The sequence below is a fragment of the Mycobacterium avium subsp. avium genome, assembly GCF_009741445.1.
GTDB lineage: Bacteria > Actinomycetota > Actinomycetes > Mycobacteriales > Mycobacteriaceae > Mycobacterium > Mycobacterium avium.
The window spans coordinates 831,369-847,192 of record NZ_CP046507.1; the positions used below are offsets into that span (position 1 = coordinate 831,369).

A 15,824-nucleotide genomic window follows, 5' to 3' on the forward strand; every position below is an offset into this window, starting at 1 on the left:
GCGCGGCGGACGCGGCGGGCTAGGCTTTCCGATCGTGTCCCAGATCTCCCGCGATGAGGTGGCGCACCTGGCCCGGCTGTCCCGGCTGGCGCTGACGGACGCCGAGCTCGACAGCTTCGCCGGCCAGCTCGACGCCATCCTCACCCACGTCAGCCAGGTGCAGGCGGTCGACGTCACCGGCGTCGAACCGACCGACAACCCGCTGAAGGACCTCAACGTCACCCGCCCGGACGAGCCGATGCCCTGCCTGACGCAGGCCGAAGCGCTGGCCGAAGCGCCCGAAGCCGTCGACGGCCGGTTCGCCGTCCCGCAGATCCTGGGGGACGAGTGAACGAGATCATCCGGTCGGACGCCGCGACGCTGGCCGCCCGCATCGCCGCCAAGGAGCTGTCCTCGGTCGAGGCCACCCAGGCCTGTTTGGACCAGATCGCGGCGACCGACGAGCGCTACCACGCCTTTTTGCACGTCGCCGCCGATGAGGCGCTGGGCGCGGCCGCGGTCGTCGACGAGGCGGTGGCGGCGGGCGAGCGGCTGCCCTCGCCGCTGGCCGGGGTGCCGCTGGCGCTCAAGGACGTCTTCACCACCGTCGACATGCCCACCACCTGCGGGTCCAAGATTCTGCAGGGCTGGCGTTCGCCGTACGACGCCACCGTCACCACGAAGCTGCGGGCCGCGGGCATCCCGATCCTGGGCAAGACCAACATGGACGAGTTCGCGATGGGCTCCTCGACCGAGAACTCGGCCTACGGCCCGACCCGCAACCCGTGGAATGTCGAGCGGGTGCCCGGCGGTTCCGGCGGCGGCAGCGCGGCCGCGCTGGCGGCGTTCCAGGCGCCGCTGGCGATCGGCTCCGACACCGGCGGCTCGATCCGGCAGCCCGCCGCGCTGACCGCGACCGTCGGGGTCAAGCCCACCTACGGCACGGTGTCCCGGTACGGCCTGGTGGCCTGCGCGTCATCGCTGGATCAGGGCGGCCCGTGCGCGCGCACCGTGCTCGACACCGCGCTGCTGCACCAGGTGATCGCCGGCCACGACATCCGCGACTCCACCTCCGTCGACGCGCCGGTGCCCGACGTCGTCGGCGCCGCCCGGGCCGGCGCGGCCGGTGACCTCAAGGGTGTTCGGGTCGGGGTGGTCAAGCAGCTGCGCGGCGAGGGATATCAGCCCGGCGTGCTGGCCTCCTTCGAGGCCGCCGTCGAGCAGTTGACCGCGCTGGGCGCCGAGGTCAGCGAGGTCGACTGCCCGCACTTCGAGTACGCGCTGGCCGCCTACTACCTGATTTTGCCCTCGGAGGTGTCCAGCAACCTGGCCCGCTTCGACGCGATGCGCTACGGGCTGCGCATCGGCGACGACGGCAGCCACAGCGCCGAGGAGGTGATGGCGCTGACCCGGGCCGCCGGGTTCGGCCCGGAGGTCAAGCGGCGCATCATGATCGGCACCTACGCGCTGTCCGCGGGCTACTACGACGCCTACTACAACCAGGCCCAGAAGGTGCGCACCCTGATCGCCCGCGATCTCGACGCCGCGTACGAGTCCGTCGACGTGGTGGTCTCGCCGGCCACCCCGACCACCGCGTTCGGGCTGGGGGAGAAGGTCGACGACCCGCTGGCCATGTATCTGTTCGACCTGTGCACGCTGCCGCTGAACCTGGCCGGGCACTGCGGCATGTCGGTGCCATCCGGATTGTCGCCCGACGACGACCTGCCGGTGGGGTTGCAGATCATGGCGCCCGCGCTGGCCGACGACCGGTTGTACCGGGTCGGCGCCGCCTACGAGGCCGCGCGCGGCCCGCTGCGCAGCGCGATCTAAGCCGCTCGCCATGAAGCCGCCGCCCCAGGCAAGATGAGGTCATGCGGATCGGAGTGCTCACCGGAGGCGGCGACTGCCCCGGGCTCAACGCCGTCATCCGGGCGGTGGTGCGGACCTGCGACTCCCGGTACGGCTCGTCGGTGGTCGGATTCCAGGACGGCTGGCGCGGGTTGCTGGAGAACCGGCGCATCCAGTTGCACAACGACGACCGCAACGACCGGCTGCTGGCCAAGGGCGGGACCATGCTGGGCACCGCCCGCGTGCACCCGGACAAATTGCGGGCCGGGCTGAACCAGATCAAGCAGACCCTCGACGACAACGGGATCGACGTCCTCATCCCGATCGGCGGCGAAGGGACGCTGACGGCCGCGCACTGGCTCTCCGAGGAGAACGTTCCCGTGGTCGGGGTGCCGAAGACCATCGACAACGACATCGATTGCACTGACGTGACTTTCGGCCACGACACCGCCTTGACCGTCGCCACCGACGCGATCGACCGCCTGCACAGCACGGCCGAATCGCATCAACGCGTGATGCTGGTGGAGGTGATGGGCCGGCACGCCGGCTGGATCGCGCTCAACGCCGGACTGGCCTCCGGCGCACACATGACCCTGATCCCCGAGCAGCCCTTCGACGTCGAAGAAGTCTGCCGGCTCGTCAAACGTCGCTTCCAGCGCGGGGATTCGCATTTCATCTGCGTCGTCGCCGAGGGTGCCAAACCCATCCCCGGTTCGATTTCCTTGCGGGAAGGCGGGATTGACGAATTCGGCCATGAGCGCTTCACCGGGGTGGCCGCGCAGCTGGGTGCCGAGGTGGAGAAGCGGATCAACAAGGAGGTCCGGGTGACGGTGCTGGGCCACGTGCAGCGCGGCGGCACCCCGACCGCCTACGACCGGGTGCTGGCCACCCGGTTCGGTGTGAACGCGGCCGACGCCGCGCACGCCGGGGAGTACGGCCAGATGGTGTCGCTGCGCGGGCAGGACATCGGACGGGTGCCGCTGGCCGACGCGGTGCGTCAGCTCAAGCTGGTGCCCGAAAGCCGCTACGACGACGCCGCCGCGTTCTTCGGTTAGGCGGTCCGGGCAAACAATCGGTGGCGGCGAGTCAACCGCGGCCTGAATTCGCCGGCGAACGGTCCAGGTTGACGCACTGACCGCCTATTTGTGGTTTCCGGACCCGGTCATAAGGGTTATACCGGGGGTATGCGCAACCGCGGTGCGATTCGCGGAGCCGTTCAGCAGCCCGCTGCATCGGCGGGGCCGCCGGGCGTGCCGCGCTCGCCCGGATGGCGCCCCGGCAACGACCCGGCGGCCGCCACCGTCCCGCAACCGCACGGCCCGGCCGGTCGCCGGCCGCCCGCGCCGTCCCAGCGGGTTTCGCCGCCCGCTCGGCCGACGCCGACGCTGGGCGCCACCGCGCTGGACCGCTTCGACCAGCGGGAGGACGAGGCGGCCCGGTTCGACTGGCGGGGCCTGGTGCATCGCCTCACCGGAATCGACCTCGGCCCGGGCAAGGAAGCCACCTACGAAAACGAACTCCGGGCCCGCATTCGGGCGGCAGTCGGCGCCGCCTTTCCCATCGCCGTGCTCAACCTCAAGGGCGGGGTCGGCAAGACGGCGGTGGTGGAGGCGCTCGGTTCCACCTTCGCCGCCGTGCGCGACGACCGGGTGCTCGCCCTGGACATCGACGCCGGAGATCTCGCGGAGCGGCACGGCCGGCACAACCCGCACAGCATGGCCGACCTGCTGCGCGACGGCCCGGCGACCCGGTACGAGGACATCCGGGCGCTGACCTACATGAACGGCTTCGGGCTGGAAGTGCTCGGGTTGCCGGACTATGCGCGCACCGACTGGCGGCTGGAGCGCCAGGACGTCGTCAAGGCGTTTTCGATGCTGCGCAACCACTACTCGGTGGTGTTGGTCGATTGTGTCAAGGCGCTCAATTCCAGTGTGATGGAAGCGGTCCTGCCGGAGTCGCGAGCGCTGGTGGTGGTCACCAGCCCGGCGATCGACGCCATCCGCAAGACCCAGACCACGCTGGAGTGGTTGCGCCACAACGGGTATCAGCAACTGATGCGCTCGACCGTGCTGGCCGTCAACCATGTCGAGCCGGCCAAGGTGGACGCGGTGGCCGTCACCGAACTCGACCGGCTGTCCGCCCGGGTCGGCGCCACCGTGGTGTTGCCGTTCGACCGGCACGTGCACGAGGGCAGAAAGATCGCGCTGGACCGGTTGAGCAAGGAAAGCCGGCGCAGCTACCTCGAGATGGCGGCCGCACTGGCCGATATGTTCCCGGGCAGGGGAGAGCAGCGCGGTCGCGGTCCCCACTAGGATCGACGCCATGAGTGTTGCCGCCAACGCCGAGCTTATGGACTACGACGACGTCATCGCGCGTTTCGATCCGGTGCTCGGGCTCGAGGTGCACGTCGAGCTGTCCACGGTGACCAAGATGTTCTGCGGCTGCACCACCGCGTTCGGCGCCGAACCCAACACCCAGGTGTGCCCCGTGTGCCTGGGGCTGCCCGGCTCGCTGCCGGTGCTCAACCAGGCCGCGGTCGAGTCGGCCATCCGGATCGGGCTGGCACTCAATTGCGAGATCGTGCCCTGGTGCCGGTTCGCCCGGAAGAACTACTTCTACCCGGACATGCCGAAGAACTACCAGATTTCGCAGTACGACGAGCCCATCGCCATCAACGGCTACCTGGAGGCGCCGCTGGACGACGGCACCACCTGGCGGGTGGACATCGAACGCGCGCACATGGAGGAGGACACCGGCAAGCTCACCCACATCGGCAGCGAGACGGGCCGCATTCACGGCGCGACGACGTCGCTGATCGACTACAACCGTGCCGGTGTGCCGTTGATCGAGATCGTCACCAAACCCATCGTCGGCGCGGGAGAGCGCGCACCGCAGATCGCCCGGGCGTATGTGACGGCTTTACGAGACCTGTTGCGCGCCTTGGGTGTATCCGACGTCCGGATGGATCAGGGCTCCATGCGCTGCGACGCCAACGTGTCGCTGAAACCGATCGGCACCGCCGAGTTCGGAACCCGCACCGAAACCAAGAACGTCAACTCGCTCAAGAGCGTCGAAGTGGCGGTGCGTTACGAAATGCAGCGCCAGGCCGCGGTTCTGGCCTCGGGCGGCCGGATCACCCAGGAAACCCGCCACTTTCACGAAGCGGGCTACACCAGCCCCGGGCGCGTCAAGGAGACCGCCGAGGACTACCGCTACTTCCCCGAGCCCGACCTGGAGCCCGTTGCGCCCAGCCGCGAACTGGTGGAGCGGCTGCGGCTGACCATCCCCGAGCTACCGTGGTTGAGCCGCAAGCGGATTCAGCAGGAGTGGGGCGTTTCCGACGAGGTGATGCGCGATCTGGTCAACGCCGGCGCGGTGGACCTGGTCATCGAGACCGTCAAGCACGGCGCACCCAGTGAGCAGGCCCGCGCCTGGTGGGGAAACTTCTTGGTGCAAAAGGCCAATGAGGCCAACATCGGGCTGGACGAACTGAACATCAGCCCCGCCCAGGTGGCCGCGGTGATCGCCCTGGTCGACGAGGGCAAACTCTCGAACAAGCTGGCCCGCCAGGTCGTGGAAGGCGTGCTGGCCGGGGAGGGCGAACCCGACCAGGTGATGAACGCCCGAGGCCTCGAGCTGGTGCGCGACGACTCGGTCACCCAGGCCGCGGTCGACGAGGCGTTGGCCGCCAATCCCGATGTGGCGGAGAAGATCCGCGGCGGCAAGATCGCGGCGGCCGGCGCGATCGTCGGGGCGGTGATGAAGGCCACCCGCGGGCAGGCCGACGCCGCGCGGGTGCGCGAACTGGTGCTGGCCGCCTGCGGCCAAGGCTAGGCTGAGCACCCGCAGCTCGCCGAGCGTGTGGGAAAAGGCCCACTAATCAACAAATTTCGTACCCAGGGCCCACGCTCGACGCGTCGACAGTTAGGTCTTGTCGTCGTTGTTGCGCGGGAAGCCGCCGCCCTGCGGGAACAGCGGGAACACCACGTCGTCCAGCTTCTCGGCGTCCCCGGCCGTCTTGTTGACCGTTGCGCCCCAGACGTTTCCGTCCGGCGACATGCGCAGCGCCCAGGCGTGCGCGTGGGTGTCCTTGCGCACCACGTCGGGTTCGCCGGTGACCGCGCCGGTGTTCGGCGCCAGCCGCACCGCGACCGTCATCTTGGTGTTGATCAGGTTCACCAGCACGGTCCCGTCCATCGCCGCGCACCCGGCCACGCCGGGTTTGTCCGGCCAGGTCCACACCGTGGAGACGTCCGAGGTCTTGGTGATGCGCTGCAACCGGTCCGCCGTCGGGGTGCGGTCGGCGACGTACAGCGAGCCGTCGACCGGGTCCGTGCACAGGCTGCCGCCGGAGCCGACCCCGGACAGCGCGGTGGTCGGCGGCGCCTGCCCGACGGTGGTGGGCTGCTCGATGCGCAGCACCTTGCCGGCCAGCGACTTGGGATCGGCGGCCAGCGCGGGATTGCCCGCATCGCCGGTCAGCACCACCAGCGTGGTGGGGCTGGTGAACATCAGCGCGCCGGTGTTGCCGGTGGCGCCCTTGGGAATCCCGGTCAGGATGTCCTTGGGGATGTCGCCGTCGGCCACCCGGATGACCCGATTGTCGGTCGGCGTGCTGACGTAGGCGTACATCAGGCGGTCCTGCTGATACGTCGGCGACAGCACGATGTCCATCAACCCGCCGTCCCCGGACGGATCGACCGGGATGACCGTCTTCACCTTCGGCTCCGCGCTGACCGAGATCTCTTTGACCGCGCCGGTGGTGCGCTCGGCGACCAGGGCGGTTTTGCTGTCGGGGCCCATGATCAGGCCGCTGGTGCTCTCCAGGCAGCCCTGCATCACCCCGGGAGCCGGACAGGCCTTGGGGAACGGGGTGGGCGGCAGCGGCGGCGGCGGGGGAGGCGTCGAGCTCGGCTGCGGCTTGAGCTCGGGGGCCGTGGTGAACGGCTGCGACTGCGCGTCGTTGAAGCGTGCGCACCCGCTCGTCAGCAGCACGAGGCCGCACAGCGCAGCGAGCCCGCGCCGCACCGACCGCCCTGATCGCCCTCCTCGCATGACCGTCAGGCTACGGACATTGCCGACCCCGCCGCCACACGCGTCCCGCATGTCCGGCCCCGAAAGCGGCATTGAGAGCGCGTTCGGCCCGCCCGGCACCGGCCCTCAAAACGGGCCGGCGGGCCGATTTCGGGCCCCGGCGGGCCCATTTGGCGGGCAAACCGCCGATTGCCTGGCGAAAGCGCCGCTCAAATCCCCAATTCGGGGCCAACTGCCCTTACCCTGACACCCGTGACCAGTCAACCGAATGACGCACATTGGCAGCGGCCCGGCGAATCCCCGGAGCCAACCCCGGGACGCCCCGCCTCGGCACGGCTGGTCGATCCCGAAGATGACCTGACCCCGGTCGGATACCCCGGCGACTTCAATCCGTCCACCGGGACCACCACCGTCATCCCCTACGGCGGCGCCGCAGCGGTCGCCGGCTCCGGGGCCGCGGGCTACCACCTGCTCGAACAGCAGGAGCCGTTGCCCTACGTCCAGCCGCATTCGGCGGCCCGGCACGCGGCCCCCGAGCCCACCGACGACGACGACGAGCACCACGACCGGTTGCTCGACGTCGGCCGGCGCGGAACCCAGCACCTGGGTTTGCTGGTGTTGCGGGCCGGGCTGGGCGTGGTGCTGGGCGCCCACGGGCTGCAGAAGCTGTTCGGCTGGTGGGGCGGCTCGGGCGTGACGGGACTCCGGAACTCACTGTCCGACGTCGGCTACCAGCACGCCGACATCCTGGCCTACGTCAGTGCCGGCGGCGAGCTGGTGGCCGGGGTGCTGCTGGTGCTGGGCCTGTTCACCCCGCTGGCCGCGGCGGGCGCGCTGGCGTTCTTGATCAACGGCCTGTTGGCGACGATCTCGGCGCGGCCGCACGCGCACACCTTCTCGTTCTTCCTGCCCCAGGGGCACGAATACCAGATCACCCTCATCGTGATGGCGACCGCGGTCATCCTGTGCGGACCGGGCCGCTACGGCCTGGACGCGCGGCGCGGCTGGGCGCACCGGCCCTTCATCGGGTCGTTCGTCGCCCTGCTGGCCGGCATCGCCGCCGGTGTCGGGGTGTGGGTGGCGCTCAACGGCGTGAATCCGATCGGCTGAGCGGCGTTTTCACCGGTTTCACTGGTACGGGTTGGGCACCCGGCCGGCGCTGGCCCGGGTCAGCTCCGGCAGCGTCGCGAACGTGACCGCCGGCAGGCGCAGCTCGTCGCCGCTTTTCAGGCGGGCGCGCGCCCAGGAACCACGATGGAAACGCAGCCCGTCGATGTCGTCCCAGCGCACCGTCCGGCTGTCCAGCAGCGTGCGCACGGTCACGCCGTGATCGTCGGCGACGGTCCGCAACCGCACGATCAGCGCCGAAAGCAGCACCGGCAGCAGCAGCAACGGCGCCGACGGCGGCCAGAGCATCACCGGTATCAGCAGGCCCAAGGTCAAAAACCCGACGGCCAGGTGCGCGACGGGTGACACCTTGATCACCACCGGGGCCGCAGCGGGCGGTGGGGACGGTACTGGGGACGACGAACCACGGGCCACCCGACCATCATTTCACCCTGAGCAGCGGGGCGCCCACGGCCACGGATTTGACTGCTGAGCTGTGCGAAGACTACCGTCGAGCGCTATGGATACCGCCGGAAAGCCCGGGATGCTCGTAGTAATTAGGCGCGTTGGTGCCTGAGTTGCCCGTCAGCATGTGAAGCAATCCAGCACCAACGCGCAACCCTCGTGCAGCACAAGCTGTCGGGGGTTTTTTGTTGCCCCGCGAGACTCCCAGAGTGAATAAGGACTGATCGACAGTGAGCGCTCCCACCAGGCGGCCCGCCCCCGACGCACCCGGCGCTGCCGGCATCGCCCCGGCCCCGCCGGCCCCGGCCGCGAAGCCCGCCGCCGGCAAGCCGAAACGCATTGGGCCCGAACAAGTTACCGGCGCGCAATCGGTGATCCGATCGCTGGAGGAGCTCGGCGTCGAGGTGATCTTCGGCATTCCCGGCGGCGCGGTGCTGCCGGTCTATGACCCGCTGTTCGACTCCAAGAAGCTGCGGCACGTGCTGGTCCGCCACGAGCAGGGCGCCGGTCACGCCGCCAGCGGCTACGCGCACGCCACCGGCAAGGTCGGTGTCTGCATGGCCACCTCCGGTCCGGGCGCCACCAACCTGGTCACGGCGTTGGCCGATGCCCAGATGGACTCGATCCCCGTCGTCGCCGTCACCGGCCAGGTGGGACGCACGCTGATCGGCACCGACGCCTTCCAGGAGGCCGACATCTCCGGCATCACCATGCCGATCACCAAGCACAACTTCCTGGTCCGCTCCGGCAACGAAATCCCGCAGGTGCTTGCCGAGGCGTTCCACATCGCCGCCTCCGGCCGCCCCGGCGCGGTGCTCGTCGACATCCCCAAGGACGTGCTGCAGGGCCAGTGCACGTTCAGCTGGCCGCCGCGCATCCACCTGCCCGGGTACAAGCCGACCACCAAACCGCACAGCCGGCAGATCCGGGAAGCCGCCAAGCTGATCGCGGCCGCCCGCAAACCGGTGCTGTACGTAGGCGGCGGTGTCATCCGCGGGGAGGCCAGCGAGCAGCTGCGCGAACTGGCCGAGCTGACCGGCATCCCGGTGGTGACCACGCTGATGGCCCGCGGCGCGTTCCCGGACAGCCACCGTCAGCACCTGGGCATGCCCGGGATGCACGGCACCGTCGCGGCGGTGGCGGCCCTGCAGCGCAGCGACCTGCTGATCGCGCTGGGTACGCGGTTCGATGACCGGGTGACCGGCAAGCTGGACACCTTCGCCCCGGAAGCCAAGGTCATCCACGCCGACATCGACCCGGCCGAGATCGGCAAGAACCGGCATGCCGACGTGCCGATCGTCGGCGACGTCAAGGCCGTCATCGCCGAACTGGTCGAGATGCTGCGCCACGACGGGGCGCCCGGCAATCTCGACATCGCCGACTGGTGGGCCTACCTCGACGACGTCCAGTCCACCTATCCGCTGAGCTACGGCCCGCAGAGCGACGGCAGCCTCGGGCCCGAGTACGTCATCGAGAAGCTGGGCCAGATCGCCGGGCCGGACGCCCTGTACGTGGCGGGCGTGGGTCAGCATCAGATGTGGGCGGCCCAATTCATCTCCTACGAGAAGCCGCGCACCTGGCTCAATTCCGGCGGCCTGGGCACCATGGGGTTCGCCATTCCGGCCGCGATGGGCGCCAAGATGGGCCGTCCGGAGGCCGAGGTGTGGGCGATCGACGGCGACGGTTGTTTCCAGATGACCAACCAGGAGCTGGCCACCTGCGCCGTCGAGGGCATCCCGATCAAGGTGGCGCTGATCAACAACGGCAACCTGGGCATGGTGCGCCAGTGGCAGACCCTGTTCTACGAAGAGCGGTATTCGCAAACGGATCTGGCCACCCACTCGCACCGCATCCCGGACTTCGTCAAGCTCGCCGAGGCGCTGGGCTGCGTCGGATTGCGTTGCGAGCGTGAGGAAGACGTCGTCGACGTGATCAACGCTGCCCGGGCGATCAACGACCGGCCGGTGGTGATCGACTTCATCGTCGGCGCCGACGCGCAGGTGTGGCCGATGGTGGCCGCCGGCACCAGCAACGACGAGATCCAGGCCGCCCGCGGGATCCGCCCGCTGTTCGACGACGAGACCGAAGGGCACGCCTGATGAGTCCGCAGACGCACACGCTGTCGGTGCTGGTCGAAGACAAACCGGGTGTGCTCGCCCGGGTGGCGGCGCTGTTCAGCCGGCGCGGTTTCAACATCGAATCGCTTGCGGTCGGTGCCACCGAGCAGAAGGACATGTCGCGGATGACGATCGTGGTCTCCGCCGAGGAGACCCCGCTCGAGCAGATCACCAAGCAGCTCAACAAGCTGATCAACGTCATCAAGATCGTTGAGCTGGAGGACGGCAACTCGGTGTCGCGGGAATTGGCGTTGATCAAGGTGCGCGCCGACGCCGGCACCCGCAGTCAGGTGATCGAGGCGGTGAACCTGTTCCGCGCCAAGGTGATTGACGTTTCGCCGGAGGCGCTGACGATCGAGGCCACCGGTGACCGCGGCAAGATCGAGGCGCTGCTGCGGGTGCTGGAGCCCTTCGGCATCCGTGAGATCGTCCAATCGGGAGTGGTGTCGCTGTCCCGCGGTCCGCGCGGAATCGGCACGGCCAAGTAAGTTTTCAGCTGCAACGAGAAGGAGATAGTGAAGTGGCTAACCCGTCCGGGGAGACATTGCCGATGTTCTACGACGACGATGCGGACCTGACCATCATCCAGGGTCGCAAGGTCGGCGTCATCGGATACGGCAGCCAGGGGCATGCGCACTCGCTGAGCCTGCGCGACTCCGGCGTGCAGGTGAAGGTGGGCCTGAAGGAGGGTTCGAAGTCGCGCGCCAAGGTTTCCGAGCAGGGCCTCGACGTCGACACCCCGGCCGCGGTGGCCAAGTGGGCCGACGTCATCATGCTGCTGGCCCCCGACACCGCGCAGGCCGACATCTTCAAAAACGACATCGAGCCGAACCTGTCGGACGGCGACGCATTGTTTTTCGGTCACGGGCTCAACATCCACTTCGGCCTGATCAAGCCGCCCGCCGAGGTCACCGTCGCGATGGTCGCCCCCAAGGGGCCCGGCCACCTGGTGCGCCGCCAGTTCGTCGACGGCAAGGGCGTGCCCTGCCTGATCGCCGTCGACCAGGACCCGACCGGCAAGGGCGAGGCGCTGGCGCTGTCCTACGCCAAGGCCATCGGCGGCACCCGGGCCGGCGTCATCAAGACCACCTTCAAGGACGAGACCGAGACCGACCTGTTCGGTGAGCAGGCCGTGTTGTGCGGTGGCACAGAGGAATTGGTGAAGGCCGGTTTCGACGTGATGGTCGAGGCGGGCTACCCGCCGGAGATGGCGTACTTCGAGGTGCTGCACGAGCTCAAGCTGATCGTCGACCTGATGTACGAGGGCGGCATCGCGCGGATGAACTACTCGGTGTCCGACACCGCGGAGTTCGGTGGCTATCTGTCCGGGCCCCGCGTCATCGACGCCGGGACCAAGGACCGGATGCGGGAGATCCTGCGCGACATCCAGAACGGCGACTTCGTCAAGAAGCTGGTCGCCAACGTCGAGGGCGGCAACAAGCAACTCGAGCAGCTGCGCAAGGAGAACGCCGAGCACCCGATCGAGGTGGTCGGCAAGCGGCTGCGCGACCTGATGAGCTGGGTCGACCGGCCGATCACCGAGACGGCCTAGCGCTTTCGTCGACCGTCACGCTGGCGTGACACTCGGTCACCGGTGTCACGCTGGCGTGACGTTCGTCAGCTAGGAAGCCAGCCGTCCCGCCGTCTCGACCACCCGGCGGGCCAGATGGTCGAGGGCGTTCGCGGTGGGCTCGTCGAACTCGTGGATGTTGTCGTGGGTGGTGACCAGGCTTGCCCCGTACGGGTTGCCGTCGACGAACTTGGACGGATCGGTGTAGCCCGGCGCCACGATGATGCCCCCGAAATGCATCAGCGTGATGTACAGCGACAGCAGCGTGGTTTCCTGGCCGCCGTGCAGGGTGTTGGACGAGGTGAACGCCGCATACACCTTGTCGGCGAGCTTGCCTTGCGCCCACAGTCCGCCCAGCGAGTCGAGAAACGCGCGCAGTTGCGCGGCGGGCGAGCCGAAGCGGGTCGGGGAGCCGAAGATCACCGCGTCGGCCCAGACGATGTCGTCGCCGGTGGCCGCCGGAAGGTCTTTCGTCGCTTGGTAATTGGCCGTCCAGGCCGGATTGTGGGCGAACGATTCCGGGTCCTGGGTTTCGGCGACGTGCCGCAGCCGGACCTGCGCCCCGGCCGACTCGGCGGCCGCGGCGACGCGTCGCGCCATCGTGGTGCCATGTCCGGTGGCCGAGTAGTAGATGATCGCGAGTTTGGTCATGGAGCCAGCCTAGGCATGTCGAGGCCGAACTCGCGGCGCAACAGCGTGCGGGCGGCGTAGTAGCCGGCCATGCCGTGCACGCCCCCGCCGGGCGGGGTGGCCGCGGAGCACAGATACACCTTGGGAATCGGTGTGCTCCAAGGGTTTACCCGTGGCGTGGGCCCCGCGATCGCCCGCCACGCGGAGTTGCCGCCGATCCCGATGTCGCCGCCCACGTAGTTGGCGTTGTGATCGCACAACCGGGCGGCCGGTATCGCGCGCGCCGCGACCACGACGTCGTGGAAACCGGGCGCGAACCGCTCGACCACCGCGGTGACGGCCTCGGTGGCGTCGAGTGTGGACCCCGCCGGCACGTGGGCGTAGGTCCAGAACGGGCGACGGCCGGCGGCGTCGATGCGGCCGGGGTCGGCGACGTGCGGGGAGGCGGCCAGCACCATCGGCCACTGCGCGTGCCGGCCGGCGGCGATGTCGGCTTCGGCGCGGGCCATCTGCTCCCGGGTGCCGCCCAGGTGCAGGGTGGGGGCCTGCCGCAGCCGCGGGTCCGACCACGGGATCTCGTCGGAAAGCACGAAGTCGACCTTCGCGACGCCGGGCCCAAAGGTGTAGCGCTGCAACGCTTTCGCGTACCGGGGTGGCAGAGCGTCACCGTAGATCCGCAGCAGGGCGGTCGGCGCTGTGTCGTAGGCGACCACACCGCCCGGAGGTTTGGTGACCTCGGCGCCCGCGGTGAGTTCGCCGCCGTGCGCGCGCAGGTCGGCGATCAGCGCGTCGGTGATCGCCTGGCTGCCGCCGACCGGGATCGGCCAGCCGACCGAATGCGCCAGCGTGGCCAGCATCAACCCGGCGCCGGCCGCCGTCAACGACGGCATCCGCGAAATGATATGGGCGGCAACGCCGGTGAACAGCGCGCGGGCGTCCTCGCCGGCCAGCGTCCCCCAGGCGGGCGTGCCCTGGGCGAGCATCCGCAGCCCGAGCCGCAACGCCGACGTCGGCGAGTTCGGCAGCGAACGCTTGTCGCCCAGCAGCAGGGCCACCACGTCCTCGGAGCGGGCGACCAACGGGCCGAGCAACCGCCGGAAGGACGCGCCGTGCTCCAGTTCGGCGCAGGTGCGGTCCAGATCGCGGTAGGCGATCGCCGCCGGGCGGCCCGGCAGCGGGTTGGCGTAGGAGATCTCCGGCACCGCCAGTTGCACGCCGCGGGCGGGCAGGTCGAACTCGGCGAAGAACGGCGAGGCCAGTGCCAGCGGATGCACCGCCGAGCAGATGTCGTGCAAAACTCCCGCTGAGTCGGGGTCGGCCGCGGTGCGCGCGCCGCCACCGAAGGTCGGTTGAGCTTCCACGACCTGCACTTTCAGGCCGGCCCGGGCGCAGATGAGCGCAGCGGTCAGCCCGTTGGGTCCGCTGCCGACGATGGTGACGTCCACCCGTCAATTACAGCCGATAGGCTGGCCGGGTGAATCTGCCAGTTGTACTCATTGCCGACAAACTCGCCGAATCAACCGTCGCGGCCCTGGGTGACCAGGTCGAAGTGCGCTGGGTAGACGGGCCCGACCGGGAGAAGCTGCTGGCGGCCGTGCCGGAGGCCGACGCGCTGCTGGTGCGCTCGGCCACCACCGTCGACGCCGAGGTGCTGGCGGCCGCGCCCAAGCTGAAGATCGTCGCGCGCGCCGGGGTGGGCCTGGACAACGTCGACGTGGACGCCGCCACCGAGCGCGGGGTGCTGGTGGTCAACGCGCCGACCTCGAACATCCACAGCGCCGCCGAGCACGCGCTGGCGCTGCTGCTGGCCGCCGCGCGCGAGATCCCGGCGGCCGACGCCTCGCTGCGCGAGCACACCTGGAAGCGGTCGTCCTTCTCGGGCACCGAGATCTTCGGCAAGACGGTCGGCGTCGTCGGGCTGGGCCGGATCGGGCAGCTGGTTGCCCAGCGGCTCAGCGCCTTCGGCACTCACCTCATCGCCTACGACCCGTACGTGTCGCCGGCCCGCGCCGCGCAGCTGGGTATCGAGCTGTTGTCGTTGGACGAGCTGCTGGCCCGCGCCGACTTCATCTCCGTGCACCTGCCCAAGACCCCCGAGACGGCGGGGCTGATCGACAAGGACGCGCTGGCCAAGACCAAGCCGGGCGTCATCATCGTCAACGCCGCCCGCGGTGGCCTGGTCGACGAGGCGGCGCTGGCCGACGCGGTGCGCAGCGGCCACGTGCGCGCGGCCGGCCTGGACGTGTTCTCCAAGGAGCCGTGCACCGACAGCCCGCTGTTCGAGCTGCCGCAGGTGGTGGTCACGCCGCATCTGGGTGCGTCCACCACCGAGGCGCAGGATCGGGCGGGCACCGACGTCGCCGCGAGCGTAAAGCTCGCTCTGGCCGGGGAATTCGTTCCCGACGCGGTCAACGTCGCCGGGGGCACGGTGAACGAGGAGGTGGCGCCCTGGCTGGACCTGGTGCGCAAGCTCGGCCTGCTGGCCGCCACGCTGTCCGACGGCCCGCCGGTGTCGCTGTCGGTGCAGGTGCGCGGCGAGTTGGCGTCGGAAGACGTTGAGGTGCTGAAACTTTCGGCTCTGCGGGGGTTGTTCTCCGCCGTCGTGGAGGGGCCCGTGACGTTCGTGAACGCGCCGGCGCTGGCCGAAGAGCGCGGCGTCACCGCCGAGATCAGCACCGCCTCGGAAAGCCCCAACCACCGCAGCGTGGTCGACGTCCGCGCGGTGTCGCACGACGGCACCGTCGTCAACGTCGCGGGAACGCTGTCCGGGCCGCAGCTGGTCGAGAAGATCGTGCAGATCAACGGCCGCAACTTCGACCTGCGCGCCCGCGGCATCAACCTGGTGATCAACTATGTCGACCAGCCCGGTGCGCTGGGCAAGATCGGCACCCTGTTGGGCTCGGCCGGGGTGAACATCCAAGCCGCGCAGCTGTCCGAGGACGCCGAGGGCCCAGGCGCGACGATTCTGCTGCGGCTGGATCAAGACGTGCCGGCCGATGTGCGGTCGGCCATCGGCGCGGCGGTCGGCGCGAACAAGCTTGAGGTGGTTGATCTCTCGTGAACCGCCCCGGCGA

14 protein-coding genes are annotated in these 15,824 nt (G+C 69.6%); 10 read left to right on the top strand and 4 right to left on the bottom strand.

Annotated elements, in window-relative coordinates:
• The first annotated feature begins 34 nt into the window (after positions 1 to 34).
• The 5 genes from gatC to gatB all read left to right on the top strand — a co-directional run bounded on the left by gatC (position 35) and on the right by gatB (position 5,661).
• The gene (gene gatC / locus MAA44156_RS04165) at positions 35 to 331 is read left to right on the top strand and encodes an Asp-tRNA(Asn)/Glu-tRNA(Gln) amidotransferase subunit GatC (RefSeq protein WP_003874995.1); all 297 of its coding nucleotides are present in this window, start codon (positions 35 to 37) and stop codon (positions 329 to 331) included.
• A complete protein-coding gene (gene gatA / locus MAA44156_RS04170) occupies positions 328 to 1,809 on the top strand; it encodes an Asp-tRNA(Asn)/Glu-tRNA(Gln) amidotransferase subunit GatA (protein ID WP_009978254.1) in 1,482 nt (493 codons plus the stop codon). Before gatC ends, gatA begins: the two co-directional genes overlap by 4 nt.
• A gap of 41 nt (positions 1,810 to 1,850) precedes the next feature.
• Positions 1,851 to 2,882 carry an ATP-dependent 6-phosphofructokinase gene (locus tag MAA44156_RS04175; RefSeq protein WP_003874997.1) on the top strand — a complete coding sequence of 344 codons (1,032 nt, stop codon included), beginning with the start codon at positions 1,851 to 1,853 and terminating at the stop codon, positions 2,880 to 2,882.
• 129 nt (positions 2,883 to 3,011) lie between these two features.
• Positions 3,012 to 4,139 carry a MinD/ParA family ATP-binding protein gene (locus MAA44156_RS04180; RefSeq protein WP_011725712.1) on the top strand — a complete coding sequence of 376 codons (1,128 nt, stop codon included), beginning with the start codon at positions 3,012 to 3,014 and terminating at the stop codon, positions 4,137 to 4,139.
• A 10-nt stretch (positions 4,140 to 4,149) separates the two neighbouring features.
• Positions 4,150 to 5,661 (top strand): Asp-tRNA(Asn)/Glu-tRNA(Gln) amidotransferase subunit GatB, encoded by a 1,512-nt coding sequence (gatB, locus tag MAA44156_RS04185; protein ID WP_003874999.1) that lies wholly within the window; start codon positions 4,150 to 4,152, stop codon positions 5,659 to 5,661.
• A gap of 90 nt (positions 5,662 to 5,751) precedes the next feature.
• On the opposite strand, the gene MAA44156_RS04190 is transcribed toward gatB, so the two are convergent.
• Positions 5,752 to 6,882: a PQQ-dependent sugar dehydrogenase gene (locus MAA44156_RS04190; protein ID WP_080555758.1), complete on the bottom strand. Its 1,131-nt coding sequence runs from the start codon at positions 6,880 to 6,882 to the stop codon at positions 5,752 to 5,754.
• Positions 6,883 to 7,113: 231 nt separating this feature from the next.
• Between MAA44156_RS04190 and MAA44156_RS04195 the strand changes: the two genes are divergently transcribed.
• Complete coding sequence (locus MAA44156_RS04195) at positions 7,114 to 7,971, top strand: DoxX family protein (protein WP_009978246.1); 858 nt, start codon at positions 7,114 to 7,116, stop codon at positions 7,969 to 7,971.
• A gap of 18 nt (positions 7,972 to 7,989) precedes the next feature.
• Here MAA44156_RS04195 and MAA44156_RS04200 read toward each other — a convergent pair whose 3' ends face one another.
• The gene (locus MAA44156_RS04200; RefSeq protein ID WP_009978245.1) at positions 7,990 to 8,349 is read right to left on the bottom strand and encodes a PH domain-containing protein; all 360 of its coding nucleotides are present in this window, start codon (positions 8,347 to 8,349) and stop codon (positions 7,990 to 7,992) included.
• A gap of 314 nt (positions 8,350 to 8,663) precedes the next feature.
• On the opposite strand from MAA44156_RS04200, the gene MAA44156_RS04205 reads away from it, so the two are divergent.
• The 3 genes from MAA44156_RS04205 (at position 8,664) to ilvC (ending at position 12,102) form a co-directional block, all read left to right on the top strand.
• Positions 8,664 to 10,532, top strand: coding sequence for an acetolactate synthase large subunit (locus MAA44156_RS04205; RefSeq protein ID WP_009978243.1), 1,869 nt, complete (start codon positions 8,664 to 8,666; stop codon positions 10,530 to 10,532).
• Positions 10,532 to 11,038 carry an acetolactate synthase small subunit gene (ilvN, locus tag MAA44156_RS04210; protein ID WP_003878744.1) on the top strand — a complete coding sequence of 169 codons (507 nt, stop codon included), beginning with the start codon at positions 10,532 to 10,534 and terminating at the stop codon, positions 11,036 to 11,038. The genes MAA44156_RS04205 and ilvN overlap by 1 nt, the downstream gene beginning before the upstream one ends.
• A gap of 62 nt (positions 11,039 to 11,100) precedes the next feature.
• Positions 11,101 to 12,102 (top strand): ketol-acid reductoisomerase, encoded by a 1,002-nt coding sequence (ilvC, locus tag MAA44156_RS04215; RefSeq protein ID WP_003878743.1) that lies wholly within the window; start codon positions 11,101 to 11,103, stop codon positions 12,100 to 12,102.
• A gap of 69 nt (positions 12,103 to 12,171) precedes the next feature.
• Here the strand turns inward: ilvC and wrbA are convergent, their stop codons facing one another.
• On the bottom strand, positions 12,172 to 12,771 hold the full coding sequence (wrbA, locus tag MAA44156_RS04220) for an NAD(P)H:quinone oxidoreductase (RefSeq protein WP_003875007.1): 600 nt from the start codon (positions 12,769 to 12,771) through the stop codon (positions 12,172 to 12,174).
• Positions 12,768 to 14,195 (bottom strand): phytoene desaturase family protein, encoded by a 1,428-nt coding sequence (locus MAA44156_RS04225; protein ID WP_009978241.1) that lies wholly within the window; start codon positions 14,193 to 14,195, stop codon positions 12,768 to 12,770. The genes wrbA and MAA44156_RS04225 overlap by 4 nt, the downstream gene beginning before the upstream one ends.
• A gap of 29 nt (positions 14,196 to 14,224) precedes the next feature.
• Here MAA44156_RS04225 and serA point away from each other — a divergent pair, with 29 nt between their 5' ends.
• The gene (gene serA / locus MAA44156_RS04230) at positions 14,225 to 15,811 is read left to right on the top strand and encodes a phosphoglycerate dehydrogenase (protein ID WP_009978240.1); all 1,587 of its coding nucleotides are present in this window, start codon (positions 14,225 to 14,227) and stop codon (positions 15,809 to 15,811) included.
• Positions 15,812 to 15,824 lie beyond the last annotated feature (13 nt).

Bases quoted from the DNA above. Each gene is read 5' to 3' on its own strand.
- MAA44156_RS04175 (WP_003874997.1), top strand. From the start codon at position 1,851: ATGCGGATCGGAGTGCTCACCGGAGGCGGCGACTGCCCCGGGCTCAAC.
- MAA44156_RS04180 (WP_011725712.1), top strand. From the start codon at position 3,012: ATGCGCAACCGCGGTGCGATTCGCGGAGCCGTTCAGCAGCCCGCTGCA.
- gatB (WP_003874999.1), top strand. From the start codon at position 4,150: ATGAGTGTTGCCGCCAACGCCGAGCTTATGGACTACGACGACGTCATC.
- MAA44156_RS04190 (WP_080555758.1), bottom strand. From the start codon at position 6,882: ATGCGAGGAGGGCGATCAGGGCGGTCGGTGCGGCGCGGGCTCGCTGCG.
- ilvN (WP_003878744.1), top strand. From the start codon at position 10,532: ATGAGTCCGCAGACGCACACGCTGTCGGTGCTGGTCGAAGACAAACCG.
- ilvC (WP_003878743.1), top strand. From the start codon at position 11,101: ATGTTCTACGACGACGATGCGGACCTGACCATCATCCAGGGTCGCAAG.
- wrbA (WP_003875007.1), bottom strand. From the start codon at position 12,771: ATGACCAAACTCGCGATCATCTACTACTCGGCCACCGGACATGGCACC.